This window comes from Sphingopyxis sp. 550A, assembly GCF_053569535.1.
In genome coordinates this window covers 1,124,111-1,140,973 of sequence record NZ_CM131615.1, presented here as the reverse complement: position 1 = coordinate 1,140,973, position 16,863 = coordinate 1,124,111, and the positions used below count along the sequence as shown (strand labels likewise).

General features: G+C 65.6%; 14 protein-coding genes. 6 read left to right on the top strand and 8 right to left on the bottom strand.

The features are described from left to right. Positions 1-4 precede the first annotated feature (4 nt). The gene (locus ACVENA_RS05410; RefSeq protein ID WP_449327951.1) at positions 5-1,486 is read left to right on the top strand and encodes a DUF4403 family protein; all 1,482 of its coding nucleotides are present in this window, start codon (positions 5-7) and stop codon (positions 1,484-1,486) included. Position 1,487: 1 nt separating this feature from the next. Here the strand turns inward: ACVENA_RS05410 and ACVENA_RS05405 are convergent, their stop codons facing one another. After that, the gene (locus tag ACVENA_RS05405; protein WP_449327950.1) at positions 1,488-2,501 is read right to left on the bottom strand and encodes an anion permease; all 1,014 of its coding nucleotides are present in this window, start codon (positions 2,499-2,501) and stop codon (positions 1,488-1,490) included. Between the two features lie 15 nt (positions 2,502-2,516). Beyond that, positions 2,517-3,641 (bottom strand): DUF47 family protein, encoded by a 1,125-nt coding sequence (locus tag ACVENA_RS05400; RefSeq protein ID WP_449327949.1) that lies wholly within the window; start codon positions 3,639-3,641, stop codon positions 2,517-2,519. 193 nt (positions 3,642-3,834) lie between these two features. On the opposite strand from ACVENA_RS05400, the gene ACVENA_RS05395 reads away from it, so the two are divergent. Continuing rightward, positions 3,835-5,367: a flavin-containing monooxygenase gene (locus ACVENA_RS05395; RefSeq protein ID WP_449327948.1), complete on the top strand. Its 1,533-nt coding sequence runs from the start codon at positions 3,835-3,837 to the stop codon at positions 5,365-5,367. A gap of 101 nt (positions 5,368-5,468) precedes the next feature. Here the strand turns inward: ACVENA_RS05395 and ACVENA_RS05390 are convergent, their stop codons facing one another. Together ACVENA_RS05390 and ACVENA_RS05385 are read right to left on the bottom strand one after the other, a co-directional pair. Continuing rightward, positions 5,469-5,651, bottom strand: coding sequence for a DUF3008 family protein (locus tag ACVENA_RS05390; protein WP_449327947.1), 183 nt, complete (start codon positions 5,649-5,651; stop codon positions 5,469-5,471). Between the two features lie 74 nt (positions 5,652-5,725). Continuing rightward, positions 5,726-6,559, bottom strand: a complete 834-nt coding sequence (locus ACVENA_RS05385) for a PdaC/SigV domain-containing protein (RefSeq protein ID WP_449327946.1) — start codon at positions 6,557-6,559, stop codon at positions 5,726-5,728. Positions 6,560-6,613: 54 nt separating this feature from the next. Here ACVENA_RS05385 and ACVENA_RS05380 point away from each other — a divergent pair, with 54 nt between their 5' ends. The 3 genes from ACVENA_RS05380 to argC all read left to right on the top strand — a co-directional run bounded on the left by ACVENA_RS05380 (position 6,614) and on the right by argC (position 9,967). Next, positions 6,614-8,026 carry a leucyl aminopeptidase family protein gene (locus tag ACVENA_RS05380; RefSeq protein ID WP_449327945.1) on the top strand — a complete coding sequence of 471 codons (1,413 nt, stop codon included), beginning with the start codon at positions 6,614-6,616 and terminating at the stop codon, positions 8,024-8,026. A gap of 68 nt (positions 8,027-8,094) precedes the next feature. Continuing rightward, positions 8,095-9,039: a C40 family peptidase gene (locus ACVENA_RS05375; protein ID WP_449327944.1), complete on the top strand. Its 945-nt coding sequence runs from the start codon at positions 8,095-8,097 to the stop codon at positions 9,037-9,039. A gap of 7 nt (positions 9,040-9,046) precedes the next feature. Beyond that, positions 9,047-9,967 (top strand): N-acetyl-gamma-glutamyl-phosphate reductase, encoded by a 921-nt coding sequence (argC, locus tag ACVENA_RS05370; protein ID WP_449327943.1) that lies wholly within the window; start codon positions 9,047-9,049, stop codon positions 9,965-9,967. A gap of 36 nt (positions 9,968-10,003) precedes the next feature. On the opposite strand, the gene ACVENA_RS05365 is transcribed toward argC, so the two are convergent. From ACVENA_RS05365 to ACVENA_RS05355, 3 genes are read right to left on the bottom strand one after another with little or no spacing between them, the layout of a single operon-like run. Continuing rightward, positions 10,004-12,097 carry a hypothetical protein gene (locus ACVENA_RS05365; RefSeq protein WP_449327942.1) on the bottom strand — a complete coding sequence of 698 codons (2,094 nt, stop codon included), beginning with the start codon at positions 12,095-12,097 and terminating at the stop codon, positions 10,004-10,006. Further along, entirely contained in the window at positions 12,094-13,593 is a 1,500-nt protein-coding gene (locus ACVENA_RS05360; RefSeq protein ID WP_449327941.1) for a UbiA family prenyltransferase, read from the bottom strand. The genes ACVENA_RS05365 and ACVENA_RS05360 overlap by 4 nt, the downstream gene beginning before the upstream one ends. A gap of 12 nt (positions 13,594-13,605) precedes the next feature. After that, positions 13,606-13,974, bottom strand: a complete 369-nt coding sequence (locus ACVENA_RS05355) for a hypothetical protein (RefSeq protein ID WP_257548803.1) — start codon at positions 13,972-13,974, stop codon at positions 13,606-13,608. 338 nt (positions 13,975-14,312) lie between these two features. Between ACVENA_RS05355 and ACVENA_RS05350 the strand changes: the two genes are divergently transcribed. Continuing rightward, positions 14,313-15,263, top strand: a complete 951-nt coding sequence (locus tag ACVENA_RS05350) for a hypothetical protein (protein WP_449327940.1) — start codon at positions 14,313-14,315, stop codon at positions 15,261-15,263. Here ACVENA_RS05350 and ACVENA_RS05345 read toward each other — a convergent pair. Beyond that, complete coding sequence (locus ACVENA_RS05345) at positions 15,260-16,720, bottom strand: lipopolysaccharide biosynthesis protein (RefSeq protein ID WP_449327939.1); 1,461 nt, start codon at positions 16,718-16,720, stop codon at positions 15,260-15,262. The two genes, ACVENA_RS05350 and ACVENA_RS05345, sit on opposite strands and share 4 nt — an antisense overlap. Between the last annotated feature and the right edge of the window lie 143 nt (positions 16,721-16,863).

Here is a 16,863-nt window from a genome sequence, read left to right as displayed (position 1 = left end):
AATCATGTACGCAATCAAGCCATTGGCGGCCGCGCTTTTGCTGACGGCGCTGCTGTCCGGCTGCGACCCCGCCAAGGGAGGCGCCGAAGCCCCGCCGCACGCCACCGATAGCGCGCCGACGCCCAGCCAGACGTCGCTGATCGCGGTGCCGATCGACGCGAACATCGCGTCGCTGGGGCAGGAACTCGAACGCGCGGTGCCGCGGACATTATGGTCGATCGACCAGCGCGAGAAGGCGTGCGTGCCGCCGCAGCGCGTCAAGGTCTTCGGGCGCAAGGTCAAGGTCACTCCCGCCATCCCCTGCACGATCGTCGGACAGGTCACGCGCGGCGCGCTTCGGCTGCGCGGCGAAGGCAATGAGATCGTCGTCGACGTGCCGCTGAACGCGACGGTCGCGGCGCGCGACGTCGGCGGGGTGCTCAAGGGCGAAACAGCAACCGGATCGGCGCTCGCCCATGCCCGCATCCGCATCGACCTGACCTCCGACTGGCGGATGCAGGGCAAGGCGCGGATCCGCTACGGCTGGACCAGGGCGCCGGGGATCGATTTCCTCGGCAAGCGGATCACCTTCACCGATCAGGCCGACGCCAAACTCGCCCCCGTCGTTCGCGACGTCGAGCGCGAAGTGAATCGCGAGATCGCGAAGATCGACATTCGCTCGCAAGCCGCCGACATCTGGCGGCAGAGCTTCACCGCGCTCGAACTCAACCGCGAGAATCCGCCGGTCTGGATGCGCGTGACGCCGCAGCGCATCCTCTACGGCGGCTTCCGGCTCGACGGGCTGCGGCTGAAGCTCAATCTCGGCATCGAAGGCGTGACCGAGACCTTCGTCTCGGACAGACCCGAAGACCCGAAGCCGACGCCGCTGCCGAAGCTGGTGCGCGAGACGCCGCGCCCGCGCCTCGACATCCGCGTTCCGGTGATCGCCGACTATGCGCAGCTCCAGCCGGTGATCGACCGCGCGCTGGCGAAGCGCGCAACGCGGCCTTTCGTGCTGCCGAAGCTTGGGCCGATGATGGTCAAGTTCGGCAAGTCGACCGTCTATGGCGCGCCGGGCGGCCGGATCGCAGTGGGCACCGACGTCGAAGCGCGGCTGGAGGCCCGGACCGGCGAACCGACGCGCGGGCGGATCTGGATGACCGCGGTGCCGGCGAACGAACCGGGATCGGCGCAGGTCCGCTTCACCGATCTCGTCGTCAACGGCGATACCAACGGGGTCGGCGGCGACCTGTTGATCCTGATCGGCCGCAGTCCGGATTTCGCGCCGCTGATCGCGGAGGCGCTCACGCAGAATTTCACCCGCGATCTCGAAGAACTCGAAGGCAAGATACGGCGCGCGGTCGATCAGAGGCGCGAGGGCGCTTTCGTGATCCGCACCCGCATCGACGGCTTCGAGACGGGCGAGATCAAGGCCTATGGCAACGGGCTGTATCTGCCGGTGCGGATGACCGGCGGCGCGAGCGTCGCCTATCGACCGGCGCGCTGATTCAGAAAAGCCGCGTCAGCGAATAGAAGATCGCCGCCACCACCGCGCTCGCCGGGATGGTGATGAACCAGGCGACGACGACGTTGCTCGCGACGCCCCAGCGCACCGCGCTGGCGCGGCGGGCGACGCCGGCACCGATGATCGCGCCGGTGATCGTGTGCGTCGTCGATACCGGAATGCCGAGCAGGCTGGCCGTGAAGACAACGATCGATCCGCCGGTCGAGGCGGCGAAGCCCTGATGGTGCGACAGTTTGGTGATGCGGCCGCCCATCGTCTCGATGATCTTCCACCCGCCCGACAGCGTCCCCATGCCGATCGCGATGTAGCAGGAGATCGCGACCCAGTGCGGAACATGGAATTCGCCGGTCATATAGCCGGTCGAATAGAGGAGGACGGTGATCACCCCCATCGTCTTCTGCGCATCGTTGAGGCCGTGGCTCAGCGAATAGGCGGCCGAGGAAAAGAGGTGGAGGAAGCGGAAGCTCCGCTCGGCGAATTTTGCGGTCGCGCGGCGCAGCGCCCAGCTGCTGAGCAACATCACCAGCATCGCGAGCAGCATCCCGAGCATCGGCGACAGGAAGATCGCGACGACGGTCTTGTTGAGGCCCGTCCACTGAATGCCCTCAAACCCGGCATGGGCCACCCCGGCGCCGACGATGCCGCCGACCAGCGCATGGCTCGACGAGGAGGGAATGCCCTTTAGCCAGGTCACGACATTCCAGAACATCGCACCCACGAGCGCACCGAACACGACCGCGGGGGTCACCAGATCCTTGTCGATCAGCCCGGCGCCGATCGTCTCCGCCACCTTGTGCAGCGCCGGAAAGGCGAGGCTGAGAAAATAGGCCGCGAAGTTGAAGAAAGCGGCAAAGAGCACCGCTTGCACCGGCCGCAGCAGCCGCGTCGCGACGACGGTCGCGATGCTGTTCGCCGCATCGTGCAGCCCGTTCAGGAAATCGAACGCCAGCGCCAGCAGGATCAGGCCGGCGAGCAGGGGGAAAGCGAGTTCGTGCATCGGGAGCGCCCCCGCCTAGGCGTGGTCGATGACCAGGCCGTCGATTTCGTTCGCGACGTCCTCGAAGCTGTCGGTGACGCGTTCGAGGTGGCGGAACAATTCGCGGGCGATCAGGAAGCGCATCGTGTCCGACGAGCCATATTCCTTGAACAGGCGCTTGAGCCCTGCCGCGTGGATTTCGTCGGCGTGGCCCTCCATCCGCACCAGCCGTTCGGTCAGCTCGTGCAGCCGTGCGCCGTTGGCGGAGATGTTGCGCAGCAGCGGCAGCGCCTCGACCGTCAGCCGCGCGGCATCGACGATCAGGCCCGCGATATCGCGCATCTCGGGCTCGAACTGGGTGACGTCGTAAAGGTCGACCGCGCCTGCGGTCTTCTGCATCTCGTCGATCGCATCGTCCATCGCCGCGATCAGGTCGGTGATCGCGCTGCGGTCGAACGGGGTCAGGAAGGTGCGGCGCACCGTCTGGAGCACTTCGCGGGTGATCGCGTCGGCGTCATGTTCGCGCTCGACGATCTCCTGGATATGGTCGGCGATCCCCTCGCCGCCCTGCATCATCCGCGCCAGCGCCTCGGCTCCCGCCGACAGCGTCGCCGCATGGGCCTCGAACATGTCGAAGAAATTGCCCTGCTTGGGAAGCAGGCGCTGGAACCAGGCAAACATGCGATTGACCCCCGTTTTCTGGGCAACATTATAGACGACGCCCGATCGCCGCGCCGCGGCGCGGAACCCCCCGTCGCCGAACGAGCGGATCATCGCCTGAAGGTCGGCCTCGTCGACCGAATCCGCCGCCTGATTGAGCGTGAACCAGCGCCGCTCGCGCTCGTCCATTTCCTTCCATTCGTCGAGTTCGCGCGTCACCGCGAGCGGAAACACCTCGACATTGTACATGATCGCGGCGCCGTTCGCGCGGCGCTTGCGATATTCATAGCTGCCGATCGAGGTCGGGCAGACCGCGCCGATCACCCCGGCCTCTTCCTCGGCCTCCACCGCGGCGGAGGCATGGCGGTCGAGCCCGGTGAGCGGATTGCCCTTCGGAATCACCCAGCGCCCCGTGCCGCGCGAAGTGACGAGCAAAATCTCGGTCGGCCCGTCCTTGTCGGGGCCGCCGAATCGATAAGGAAGGACCGCGATCTGCCGCATTCGTCTGGTCTGGTTCGTTCCGTTGCCGCCCCGTCCGGCGGCCCTGATTGCAAATGAATGACATCGCCATGACGGATATGTGACAGCGAAAAAAGCCCATAGCCGCAGCGGCACTTTCCGTAAACGTCAATTCGATTGCAAAATGCAACGCGGTGCGTAAGCTGCACCCTAAAGACAGACGGGAGACGAAATCATGGCAGGCACGGCGAGCCCTGTGGACCAGGACGTCCTGATCGTTGGCGCGGGCCTTTCGGGCATCGGCATGGCGGCGCATCTTCAGATGAACTGCCCCGATCGCAGTTTCGCTCTGGCCGAGCGGCGCGCCAATCTGGGCGGCACCTGGGACCTGTTCCGCTATCCCGGCATCCGCTCGGACAGCGACATGCACACGCTGGGTTTCGTCTTCGAACCGTGGAGGCATGAAAAGTCGATCGCCGACGGACCCGCGATCCTCGACTATCTGAACCGCATCGTCGACGAACGCGGCATTCGTGACAAGATCCGCTTCAACGCCAAGGTGATCGGCGCCGACTGGGACAGCGCGGCGGCGCGCTGGACGGTGACGATGGAGAACGACAAGGGCGCGGTGACGACGACGACCGCGCGCTGGCTCTATCTCGGCTCGGGCTATTACGATTATGACGAGCCGTTCGACGCCGAATTCGCGGGACGCGAGGATTTTGCGGGTCAGATCATCCATCCGCAATTCTGGCCGAAGGATCTCGATTACGCAGGCAAGAAGGTCGTCGTGATCGGATCGGGCGCCACCGCGGTGACGATCGTCCCCTCGATGACCGAAAAGGGAGACGGCAAGGGCGCGGCGCATGTCACGATGCTCCAGCGCACCCCGACCTGGTATTTCATCCGCCCCGCGAAGGACGCTTTCGCGAACACGCTCCGCAAGTTCCTTCCGGAAAAGCTCGCCTACAAGATCACGCGTTTCAAGAACGTCCGGCTCCAGGACATCGCCTTCCGCCGTGCGCGTGAAAGGCCCGAGAAGGTCAAGGAATTTCTGACCAAAAAGCTGAAGGACAGCCTCGGCGACCGCTACGACGCGCAGGCCTTCACGCCACCCTACAATCCGTGGGAGCAGCGGCTGTGCCTCGTCCCCGACGCCGATTTCTTCGAGGCGATGAAGGCCGACAAGGCGTCGGTCGTCACCGACCATATCGAGCGTTTCGACAAGACGGGTATCCAGCTCAAGTCGGGCAAGCATCTCGATGCCGACATCATCATCACCGCCACCGGGCTGAAACTCGCGGTCGCGGGCAAGATTCCGGTGCGCGTCGATGGCGAGCCGGTCGCGTGGAACGAGCATTATTATTACAAGGCGTGCATGTTCTCGAACGTCCCGAACTTTTCGGTGGTGTTCGGCTATCTGAACGCGAGCTGGACGCTGCGCGCCGACATCGTGTCCGAATATGTCTGCCGCGTGCTCAACCACATGCAGCAGACCGGCACCGACGTCGCGACCCCGGTGCTCGCCGATCCGGACAGCCTGACCGAAGAGAATATCTTCGACTTCTCGTCGGGCTATATCCAGCGCGCGCTGCACATCATGCCGAAGAACGCCGACAAGCTGCCATGGCGGCTCAGCCAGACTTATGTGCAGGACCGCATCGACATGCGAACCGGCGAGATCGCCGACGGCGTGCTGACCTTCACCAAGGCGGGCGAGGCCGCGAAGGCGGCGCCGGCTCCGGCGGAATTGGAAGCGGCGGAGTAACCTGCCCAACGGCCGTCATCCCGGCGAAGGCCGGGATCTCGACCTTACTCTGTATCGCTCCGGCGAGATCCCGGCCTTCGCCGGGATGACGAAAGGCTGCGCTAATCCGCGTGCTCGGGCTTGCCCTTGGTCGAGCCCTTGGCGAACTCCTCGAGCTGCTTTTCGGACATGCTGTCGACCATCTGCTTCGACGCGCCCTTCAGCTTCGATTTCGGGGTGTCGCCGCGCTTGGCGCTGAGCGCAGCGCCGGCGGCTTTCTGCTGGGCTTTGGATTTGGCTGGCATGAGTCTGTCTCCTTGCTCGCCCCGCAAATCCTTAACGATCGGACCGCCGTCGGGATGCACAGTTCTTACGCGAATCAATGTATCGGCAGGAAATCGCGCTGATATTCGGGCTTCAGCGCGTTCACCAACGCCGCCGACATCGGCAGGTTGATCTTGTAGCTGCCCTCGGCATAGGGGCCGATCTCATAGGGTCCGATCGCGATCGTCAGGCGGTCGAGATAGCGCCCGTCCGACGAACCGAGCCAGATCGTCTGCGCCGACGGCACCGGGCAATCCGCAAAGGGCGTGCCGGGCTCGCGCGACCAGGTGACGCCGCGCGCTGCCTTTGCGCGCTCGATGCCGGCGCACAGATCGTCCTTCGCGGCGTTGTCGAAGGCGGCGGGACTGGTGAAGAGGTCGAGCGGCTTGAGCCGGCGCGCATGGTTGCGGTCCCAGATCAGCGTGTCGAACCCCTGCATCCCGTGCGCGCCGCCCATATAGGTTCCGATCTCGCTCGACAGGCTGAGGAAGCGCGGGGTCGAAGTGATGCGCTTCCAGCTCTGCAAATGGCTGTGCGCATGATAGGGAAAGCCCTCCTTCTCCGCCGTCGCCCGGTCGCGCCGCGCCTCGGCGACCAGCGCATCGCGCTTCACCGCACGGTCGTTGTCGAGCCATTTGGCGAGCGCCGGAATGCGCGCCGCCTCGACCGGATAGGAATAGGCGAATTCGACGAGATCGTTCGCTTCGCGCACGTTCGACGCCGTCGCCTGCCGCGCCGCGACATCGTCGGCGCCGCCCGGCGGCGCGCCGGGAACCGCGGCGGCCGCGGCCTTTTCCGCCGGAGTTTGCGCTTTCTCCGAACAGGCGTTGATCAGGGGAAGGCTCGTCAGAAGGAGCGCGGCGATCGGGTGGCGGAATGTCGTCGTCATGCTCCAACAACGCCGGGAATCGACAAAGTTTCCCCACCGGCCTAGCACGGCGGCATGACCGACTATTCCGACCTGATCCAGCCCGACAAGGGACAGGATGCCCGCGCGATCCATGTCGTCGACAAGACGAGCTACGACGAATGGCTGAAAGGCCGCAACGCCCGCGAGCGCGCGCACCTCGCCGCCGTCGGGTTCAAGCCCGACGCGTTCGTCCACGCCATCCTGCCCGGCGACGATCCCGAGCGCTGGGCAGTGGTGACCACGGTGGCGAGAGTCGACGCGCTGTCGGCCTGGTGCCTCGCCAAGCTCGCGCAGATCCTGCCCGAAGGCCGTTACCGGCTCGAAGGGCAGCAGCCGGGCAAGGCGCTGTTCGGCTGGCTGAGCGCGCAATATCGCTTCGACGCCTATAAATCGAACCCGCCCGTCAAGGGCCCGCGTGTGCTGCTGACTACCGACGTCGGCGCGATCACGCCGACGGTCGCGGAGATGCGGGGCGTCGCGCTCGTACGCGACCTCGTCAACACGCCCGCCGCCGACATGGGACCGGGGGCGATCGAAAAGGCGGCCGAGCGTATCGCCAAGGCGCACGGCGGCACGCTGACCGTCACCAAGGGCGAAGCGCTTGAACAGGGTTATCCGATGATCCACGCGGTCGGACGCGCCGCGGCGAAGCATCACGCGCCGCGGCTGATCGAGATCGTCTGGGGCAAGGAGGATCATCCGCGCATCGCACTGGTCGGCAAGGGGATCAGCTTCGACAGCGGCGGGCTCGACATCAAGCCCGCGGCGGGCATGCGTCTGATGAAGAAGGACATGGGGGGCGCCGCGCACGTCCTCGCACTCGCCGAACTGGTGATGGCGAGCGGGTTGCCGGTGCGGCTCCAATGCCTCGTCGCGGCCGCCGAGAACGCCATCTCCTCGGACGCTTTCCGCCCCGGCGACGTCCTCAAAAGCCGCAAGGGGCTGACGGTCGAGATCGGCAATACCGACGCCGAGGGCCGGCTCGTGCTCGGCGACGCGCTCGCAAAGGCGGGCGAGGACAAGCCGGAACTGATCGTCGATTTCGCGACGCTGACCGGCGCCGCGCGGGTCGCGCTCGGCCCCGACCTGCCCGCGCTCTATGCCAATGACGATGCCCTCGCCGACGATCTGCTGCGCGGCGGCACCGATCGCGACGACCCGCTGTGGCGGATGCCGCTGTGGGACGGTTATGCCGACCTGCTCGAAACCGACATCGCCGACCTCGGCAATGCGGGCAATTCGTCCTTCGCGGGATCGATCACCGCGGCGCTGTTCCTCAAACGCTTCATCCCCGACGATGCCGCCTGGGCGCATTTCGACACCTTCGCCTGGCGCCCTTCGGCCAGGCCCGGCCGGCCGAAGGGCGGCGCAGCGCTCGGCCTGCGCGCCGCCTGGGCGATGCTGCAAGCACGCTACGACCGCCGCGGCAAGGGCGAAGCGTCTTGATAAAATGGGGGCCGCTGGTCTAATGCGCCGCGATTGTCCGCCTGCGGCGGCTTGTGACAGGACGGTATGTGACAGCGAATAGTGGCGATTATCTGGCGGCGAACCGCGTGCGGATGGGGCGCCCCGGCGTCGCCGGGCATGGCCGCGACCGTTTCGGGCTGACCGGCACGTCGCAGGCGTTCGACCCGCGCACCGTCGCGATCCGTCCCGACCTCGCCGACATCGCGGTCGCCGGCACCCATTTCGCGCCGCACTATGCCGCGCCGATGATGATGAGCGGCGTGCTGCCCGCCGCGGCGATGCGCGCCTCGCCTTCGCTCGACGCCGAGCAGACAAGCGAATTGCTGTTCGGCGAAGGCTTCGCGCTGCTCGACCTCACCGGCGGCTGGGCGTGGGGTTACAGCCTCGCCGACCATTATGTCGGCTATCTGGCCGCCGAAGCGCTCGGCGCGCCGATTGCGCCGACGCACCGCGTCGCGATGATCGAGGCGATGCTCCACTCGGCGCCCGATGCCGCGAGCGGCGGCCCCGCCGTCCTGCCGCGCGGCGCGCTGGTAATGGGTCAAGCCGAGGGCGAATGGCTCAAGACCGCGCACGGCTACCTCCCCCTCGCCGCGCTCGTCGAAGCAGGCCGCGCCGAGGACGATCCCGCCGCGGTGGCCGAAAGCATGGCGGGCACGCCCTATCTGTGGGGCGGGCGCACCGCGAACGGCATCGACTGCTCGGGGCTCGTCCAACTTGCCTGGGCCTCGGCGGGCATCCGCCTGCCGCGCGACAGCGATCTTCAGCTTGCCGCGCTCGGCGCCGACAAGGACGTCGCGCCCGCCGACCTTGCGCGCGGCGACCTCGTCTTCTTTCCCGGTCATGTCGGCATCATGGCCGATCCCGACACGCTCATCCACGCCAGCCGACGATGGATGGAGGTCAGGACCGAGCCGCTCGCCGACGTCGTCGCGCGCTTTGCGGAAGAGGGACATCAGCCGCCGGTGAGCGGCATGAAGAGATTGCGATAGCATTATCATGACACAGACGGTTTTCATCGACGGCGCGGCGGGAACGACGGGCCTCGAAATCGCCGAGCGGCTGGCCGGCCGGACCGAATTTTCGCTGATCACGCTCGACGAGGCGCGCCGCAAGGATGCCGCCGCGCGCACCGAGGCGCTGAACGACGCCGATTTCGTCATCCTCTGCCTGCCCGATGCCGCGGCGGTCGAGGCGACGCGGATGATCGCGAACGAGCGAACGCGGGTGATCGACGCCTCGACCGCGCACCGCGTCGCGCCCGATTGGGCCTATGGCTTTCCCGAACTCAAGGCGGGCCAGCGTGCAGCGATCGCGAAGGCGAAACGCGTCAGCAATCCCGGCTGCTACCCGACCGGCTTCCTCGCGCTCGTCGCGCCGCTCGTCGCGGCGGGCATCGTCGCGCGCGACGCGCGGCTCAGCGTCAACGCGGTTTCGGGCTATTCGGGCGGCGGCAAGGAACTGATCGCGCGCTTCGAGGCCGACGCGGACATCGGCTTTCGCAGCTATGGCCTGACTCTTGCGCACAAGCATGTGCCCGAAATGCGCGACCATGCCGGCCTGATCCATCCGCCGCTCTTCGCCCCCGCGGTCGTTCCCGTCTTTCGCGGGATGCTCGTCGAGGTGCCGCTCGCCTTCGATCACGCGGTCGCGGACGCCGCCTTCGATGCCCTCGCGGCGCATTTCGAGGGATCGCCGCTGATCAGCGTCCGCAGCGCGGGCGACGAGAGCGAACTGCTGCTCCGCAAGAGCGACGCCGCGACCGACCGGATGGAGTTGATGCTCTATGCCGATCCGAGCGCCAGCCAGTTCCGCCTCGTCGCGCGGCTGGATAATCTGGGCAAGGGCGCGAGCGGCGCGTGCGTCCAGAATCTCAATATCATGGCGGGGCTGGACGAAACGGCGGGCCTGCGGCTGTAAGTGAGTCCGTGACGAGCGATCGTTGGCTCGTCACGGCTATGGCCGCACGACCCCAAGAATCGTGAAATGGGCGTTCGCATATGCGGGCGCCAGATCGCCAAACGTCGGCGCTTCCGAGGACCGCACGACAAGATAATCAATTTGCTCGCGCCGTGCGAGAGCGACGATCTTCTGGGGTGTGGACGCAGCGTCGAGCGCGGCTCTCCGGTCGGACCAGAGCGGCAGGAAGGACGGCTGCCACAAGACGGCCGCACCCTGCGACTGCTCCCACCACACCGACCGGCGCGAAAAGAGCGAAAAATCATCCGCGACGCCGATCGGCAGGACATTGGCGCTTTGCGGCATATGCACGCGCGCCCATCGCTGCGCCGCCATGAAGTCGCGCTGTTCGGCAGTCGGCGTGGGGGCGAAGCCGTGGCGCGCACCGTTGGCGAAACCGGCGACCATCAACAGCGGCACGAGCGCGAAAAGCCCGACCCGGGCGAGCGGCGGCACGATCGCAATCGTGCACAGCATCGGCGCGAATGCCAGCAACAGGACGCCGATTCCCATCATCGCCAGAGCGGCCGGATCGTCCCGCACCGTCCAGAGCATCAGCGCCGCCGCCGCCGCGGCAGCCACCGCGCCGGCGGCGTGCGGACGCCGCGGCACGGCGCACAGGATCGCAGCAGCGGTCGCCAGCAGGACCGACACGCCGATAACGGGCGACAGCGGCAAGGTCGCCACCCCACCAAGCGCGGCGGCGGTGAGTCGGAGCGGCAAGGGTGCGCTTTCGGGACGGACCAGTGCGACCGCCGCCAAAATTCCGCACATCATCAGCAAGGCTAGCACGGCCTTGCCCGGCGCTGCGGCATCGGGCGCCGGCAGGAACAGCGCAAGCGAGCAGGCGGCCGACAGCAGCAGGGCCACGGCTCTCGTCCGCGGATAGTCCCGCGGCACCGCCAGTGCGAAGCCGAACAGGCTGACCACCGGCAATTTCAAGGCGAAACCGCTCAATGCCAGCGCCGCCGCAAACAGTGGCGGTGCATATGGCGATCCGTCCGCCGGGCCGCGCAGCGCTGCAAGGAACAGCGCCCCGGCGCAGCCCGCTGCCAGCACGACCGGGATGCTGGTGAAGCGCAGCGGGTGAAGCAGCAGCAACAGCGATGCGTCGGTCAGATAAGGCATGGCCGCCGCCGCTGCGAGCACCGCAGTAGCGACGAGCATGACGATGCCGAGCCGCTGCCCCGCTTCGTTCGAAAACGCCGAACAAGTCGCCAATCCCGCCGCCAGCAGCAGCGCGAAACTCTGCGTCAGCGCGCGCGGATAATCGAAGCCATAGACATGGCCGGCAAGGAAATCCCGAAAGAAGGTGGCCGGAATGCCCCCTCCGCTTTCGCCCGCCGACAGGCCCCACAATGTCACGGGCGCGGCGATCGCCAGGAACAGCAGCGAAAAGCCAAGCTGCTCGCGCGTGACGATCCGACGCTGGATGGCGACAAGCGCGCACCCGGCGGTGAGCCCCCCCCAGACCGCCATGAACAAATTGATGTTAGCCGCGATGCCGAACAGGATCGCCGCGAGATAGGGCCGGTTGCCCATGATCAGCGCCAGGCCGAACAGGCACAGCGCGATGGCATATTGGGTATGCGTGGCGTAAGTGACGAATATCTCGGAATAACCGAGCGGTGTCGCGCCCCACAGGCCGTAGCAGAAACACAGAAAGCCGGTAACGAAAGCGGCGGGCCAGGGCCGGTTCCCCGCTTGCCGGATCAGCGTGAAGATCGCGCTGGCGAGCAGCGCATTGCCTGCAAGCTGGATCGCGACGAACACCGCTTCGATATTGCTTTCGTTGGTGAAGCCGCGAACCGCAATCCAGAACAGGCTGATGAAATTGGCAAAGCTGCGCGAATAGGCGTCATGCGGCCCTTCCGCCGAACCGGCAAAATCGAGCACGACGGGAATCTGCCATCGATTATTCTGTTCGGGAAAGTTGATTCCCGAGAGCCAGGTCGAACAAAGCGCAGCCAGCACGCAGAACAACAGCGCGCCGCCGCGATGCCGGCCGAGGGCGGTGATGCTTCGCGCCGCCAGCCCCTCAAGCGCGGCAAGGCGCGGCAGGGCCGTCGTCTTTCTTTCTCTCGCGCTCAAGCTGCCGCGATCCCGGCCGCGGCCGGGCCATAAAGCGCTGCAAGGAAAATGGCCGCCATCGCCGCCCCCACGGCGATGCTGCGCCTGTCCCGGATCGCAAAGGCGACAGGATCACCGTCCACTTCCCCGCGCCGGGCCATCATCCAAAGGCGGTTGATCCAATAGAGCAGCGGCAGGCACAGCAGCCACAGCAATTGGGGCGCGGCATAGTGGCGCGCGGTGTCCGAGTCGTGCGCGAACAGAGCCAGGACCAGTATCGCGACCATCCCCGACGCGACGCCCGACATCATCACCACGTCGAGATCGCTGCCGACATAGCCGCGCCCGCTCAGCAGCCGGTCGGGGGCGATCGAATCGCGCATCTCGATGTAGCGCTTCAGATAGGCGAGGCTGAGGAATAGGAAAACCGAGAACAGCAGCAACCAGAAGCTGAGCGCCACGCCTATTGCGACACCGCCGATCAGGATACGAATGGTATAGAGGGTAGCGAGGACGATGGCGTCGCCGACCATGACGGATTTCAGCCGGAAGGAATAGGCCGTGGTGATCGCCATATAGGCCAGAAGCCACAGCATCAGTTCGACGCCGCCCAGCAGCCACCCGCCGCCCAGCCCCGCCGTGCCGAGCAACAGCGACAGTCCCAGCGCGACCGGAATCGAAAGATCGCCGTTCGCGAGCGGACGATGCTTCTTGGTGCGATGCGCGCGATCGGCGTCCATGTCGAGCAGGTCATTGACCAGATAGATCGACGAAGCGATGAGCGACATCAGTCCCGCCGCCGCGGCCGCCGCCAGCAGCACGCGGGGTTCCATGAACAGCCCCGAAGTGAAAGCCGGAACCAGCACCAGCGCATTCTTGGCCCATTGGTGCGGTCGCACCGCCTTCATCGCGGCGCGCGCAAGGCTCATGGCTGGTTCGCCCAGCCGCTCGACGGCCGATCCCGTCGGCACATGTCGGACCGACCAGCCTTGCCGCGCGGCGCTCCAGAGGCAGTTGTCCGCCCGGCTATCGCCCACATAGTCGAAGGCGCCGTGCTGACCGACGCGCGAGCGGATGGCCGCGAGCTTGGCCTCGCCTTTCAGGTTGGCTCGCCCCCGTGTCGCGATGATCCCGTCCACAAGGCCAAGATGCCCGGCGATGCGATGGATGTTGCGCCAATGGCTGGCACTGGCGAGAATGACGGGGCGACCCGCGGCGCGAGCCTGTGCGATCAATTCCAGCACGTCCGCGCGGTAGGGAAGGCTCGCGGGATCGAGGGGATCGCGCCGCGCCGCCATCGCCTTTGCCATGGCCCGCCCCCGCAACAGCCAGAGCATCACCGCAAAGCAAGCGACGAAGCCCTTTCGCGCGACCCGAACCAGGCTTTCCAGCGATATGTCGGCGCGCGTCAGCGTGCCGTCGACGTCGACGAATAGAGGCACGGCATTGCTCGACGCGCCATCGATCGCCGCCGCCGGCGCGGCGCTGTTGTCATGGATAGGGGCAGAACCAGCCATGCTGCGAAATCGTCAGGCCGAGCGCGCGACCAGCACGCAGCCGATGGCGATCAGCATCGTCCCCGCGCCCCGCGCGAGACCGACATGCTCGCCAAGATACAGCGCCCCGGCGAGCATCGTCAGAATGAAGCCCATGCCGACAAAGGGGTAAACAAGCGACAGGGGCGCGCGGCCGAGCACGAACAGCCAGAGCAAGGCCCCCACCCCGTACAGCCCCAGCCCCGCCAGCACCCAGGGAGACTGGATCAGCCCGCCGAGTTCTCCCGCCACGCCCTGCGCACGGCCTGCCGCTGCCGCGCCGGTGCCAACTTTGAGCGCAAGCTGGGCCAAAGCGGACAGGCCGACACTGGCGAGGATGAGCAGGAACAGGCGCAAGGTCATAGAGATTACCGTGTAGGGGATCGATGTTGGCCTACCCTACTGATTCAGGCATAAAAATATGGTGAAGCGCCTGCATTTGCCTGTCAACACGCTTTGGTGGGACAAGAGGTGCTTTCAATTCGCTCCCGCTGCAGGGTTCGCCGCCGGGCCGCGCTCCATCCCTGTCGATGTCGGAATATCGAGTGTTTGATATGACGCCGGCCTTTCAGCATATAGCCCAGAGGCTTGGACCAGCCGAATCGTGTGGAACCCGCGTTTTCCCTGCAGTTTGACGCGGCGAAACACATGCGAATGGTTTGCGGCTACCAATGATTTTTGGCGCATGATAGGGCGCAACGATGGACAGGATCGCAAACAAACTCAACCGGTTGTGGAAAGAGCGCGTGCACCGCGCCGCAGCGCGTGCTGTTCTGGATACACCGCCGATCACGCCTGCCGACGACGGACTTATATTGTTCTCGATGATCGGCACGCGCGTGCTCTTGCCATATTTGGTTGCGATCAAATCCTTGCATGCAAGACTGCAGCGGGGGCGGATCGTCATTCTCGACGACGGCACGTTGACAAGCTCCGATCGGGACGTGCTGGCCGCGCACCTTGGGAATCCACGGCTTTTGTCGATCTCGGATGTCGATACGGGGCCGTGTCCGCGCGGCGGCACCTGGGAACGACTGCTCACGATCCTCGATTTGCGAGCGGGCGACTATGTCATTCAGCTCGATTCCGATACGGTCTCCCTTGGCGATATGCCGGAAATTGCCGAAGCTATCGCATCCAACCGCAGCTTCACATTGCGCGGCGATCCCGATTCCGAATATCTGTCCTTTGCCGAAACGGCATCTCGTCTTGAAGATGAGGAATATCTCTACAAACCCTCCGTGCATGTGCAGGGCGCGATCGAATGCGGTCTCGACAGGATTTCGCTGCCGATGCTGAGCAGCCCCCGCTATGTTCGGGGTTGTTCCGGCTTTGCCGGGTTCGCGCGGAGCGATGGCGGGCGGACGCTCGCAGAAGCCTTCTCGGTCGAGGCGACGCGTTTGCTGGGAGCCGAGCGTTGGGCGCAATGGGGAACCGAGCAAGTAACGTCGAATATGGTTATCGCCAACGAGCCCGATCCCCTGCTCCTGCCCTATGATCACTATCTCAATTTCTGGGATAGAGGGATACCGGCCGACGCACGCTTCGTTCACTTCATCGGAAGCTGCCGGTTCAACGGTCGGGCTTATATCGACACGACGCGTGCAGCCATTTCCACCCTGCAACAAGGGGTCGGGGCGCGGGATTCCTAATCGGCTTCGATGCTCTTCCCGCGGACAAGTCGAATCAGATCATCGATCGTTTCGCGCGCGAACAGCACCAGCCACGCGCAATAGATCAGGCCGCCCGAGAAAATGAGGAGGGCCAGCCGGATTGCTTGAGGCAATGACGGCAACATATGATCGATCATCCCCACCATGATCGCCATGGCGGCAGCGGCCAATATGGGCGGGGCGGCCGACCGGATGAAGACCGCCGGTCGAATCCCGATGATCGGCAAGGAACGCGCGGCGGAATAGGCCAGGAGAAGCGGATAGGCGAACAGCCAGGCCCAGGCGATGCCGGCGATCCCCCATCGAGCGCCGACCAGAAAGGTCACCGGCATCAGCAGTGCGCCAGCAGCCGCATTGCCCGATCCAATGCCGGGGCGCCCGAGGGCGTCGGTCGCTGGACGCAATAAGGTGAACAGGGTCCAGAAGGGCATGGCGAGCGCCAGTGGCAGAAGCAGCGGCACGATTTCGCGCCACTTCTCCCCCAGCAATGTGAGCACCAGCGGCTCCGCGACGGCTGCAAGGCCAAAGAAAAACGGCATCGCGGCGACCATGATGGCGCGGGTCGAGCGCGTGAACCCCGCGGCCAAGGCCGGACGATCACCCTGCATTCGCGAATAGGCGGCGAAAGCCACTTCGTTCAACGGCGGCACCACCTTGTTGTTGAAAATCTGCGTCAGCAACAAGGCCGTCGTGTAAACCCCGACCAGATGCGGATCGAACCAGCGGCCGGCGACCAAAATGTCGGCCTGACTTTGCACGAAGCCGAAAAACTGCCCTACGGCCACCAGCCCGCCATAGCGCGCGATCGCCCCCGCGCCGCGGAAATCGAAGCTGGGCCAAAGCCACATCCGCGCTGCGACCGTCAGTCCCAGCGCCCGCGTCGCGAACAGCGCGATCGGCGCCCAGACCAGCGCCCAGACTCCCCAGCCCGCCAATGCGCCGCCCAGCGCCACCGCCGCCCCGATCAACGCCGAGAGCATGTTGACTTGCGCCTGGCGACGAAATTCCAGCGTGCGCGCGAGCTGCGCATAGGCAAGCGAAGAAAAGGGGGTGGTGAGATAAATGAGGGATTGCACCCGCAGCAGGTCCGCCACCCTCGGTTCGCGATAATAGGCCGCGGCTAGCGGTGCGCATGCGATTTGCGCGAGAGCGAGCGTTCCATTGAGCAGCAGCAGCAGCCCGAAAATCTGCCGCATCGCGCGTTTATCGATATCCTGCCGCTGGATCACGGCGCTCGCGAGCCCCTGACCATTGAGCAGGGTCAGCAGCATCAACATGACCTGCGTCAGCGCAAAAAGGCCATAGTCTTCGGGCGTCAGAATGCGAATGACAAGGAAGGTGGCCGCCCAGGCGATAATCTGTCCCGCGATCTGAGAACCCGAACGCCAGATGACGGCGCGGCGTATCCGATGGGCGAAATCGGGCTCCGGTTCCATTCCGGGTGTCATCGTCTTTTTACGGGGTAGCGTCTCGCCTGCCATGACGTCTTACCTAGCACTTATAAGTTCGCAAAGCGTTGCCACGATGCGTGCGCCATCAACAGGACGGGCTCGCTCTTGCCGAGCGTATAGTCGCTGAC

Bases quoted from the DNA above. Each gene is read 5' to 3' on its own strand.
- ACVENA_RS05345 (WP_449327939.1), bottom strand. From the start codon at position 16,720: ATGGAACCGGAGCCCGATTTCGCCCATCGGATACGCCGCGCCGTCATC.
- ACVENA_RS05355 (WP_257548803.1), bottom strand. From the start codon at position 13,974: ATGACCTTGCGCCTGTTCCTGCTCATCCTCGCCAGTGTCGGCCTGTCC.
- ACVENA_RS05405 (WP_449327950.1), bottom strand. From the start codon at position 2,501: ATGCACGAACTCGCTTTCCCCCTGCTCGCCGGCCTGATCCTGCTGGCG.
- ACVENA_RS05410 (WP_449327951.1), top strand. From the start codon at position 5: ATGTACGCAATCAAGCCATTGGCGGCCGCGCTTTTGCTGACGGCGCTG.
- ACVENA_RS05395 (WP_449327948.1), top strand. From the start codon at position 3,835: ATGGCAGGCACGGCGAGCCCTGTGGACCAGGACGTCCTGATCGTTGGC.
- ACVENA_RS05385 (WP_449327946.1), bottom strand. From the start codon at position 6,559: ATGACGACGACATTCCGCCACCCGATCGCCGCGCTCCTTCTGACGAGC.
- ACVENA_RS05400 (WP_449327949.1), bottom strand. From the start codon at position 3,641: ATGCGGCAGATCGCGGTCCTTCCTTATCGATTCGGCGGCCCCGACAAG.
- ACVENA_RS05380 (WP_449327945.1), top strand. From the start codon at position 6,614: ATGACCGACTATTCCGACCTGATCCAGCCCGACAAGGGACAGGATGCC.
- ACVENA_RS05360 (WP_449327941.1), bottom strand. From the start codon at position 13,593: ATGGCTGGTTCTGCCCCTATCCATGACAACAGCGCCGCGCCGGCGGCG.
- ACVENA_RS05390 (WP_449327947.1), bottom strand. From the start codon at position 5,651: ATGCCAGCCAAATCCAAAGCCCAGCAGAAAGCCGCCGGCGCTGCGCTC.
- argC (WP_449327943.1), top strand. From the start codon at position 9,047: ATGACACAGACGGTTTTCATCGACGGCGCGGCGGGAACGACGGGCCTC.
- ACVENA_RS05350 (WP_449327940.1), top strand. From the start codon at position 14,313: ATGGACAGGATCGCAAACAAACTCAACCGGTTGTGGAAAGAGCGCGTG.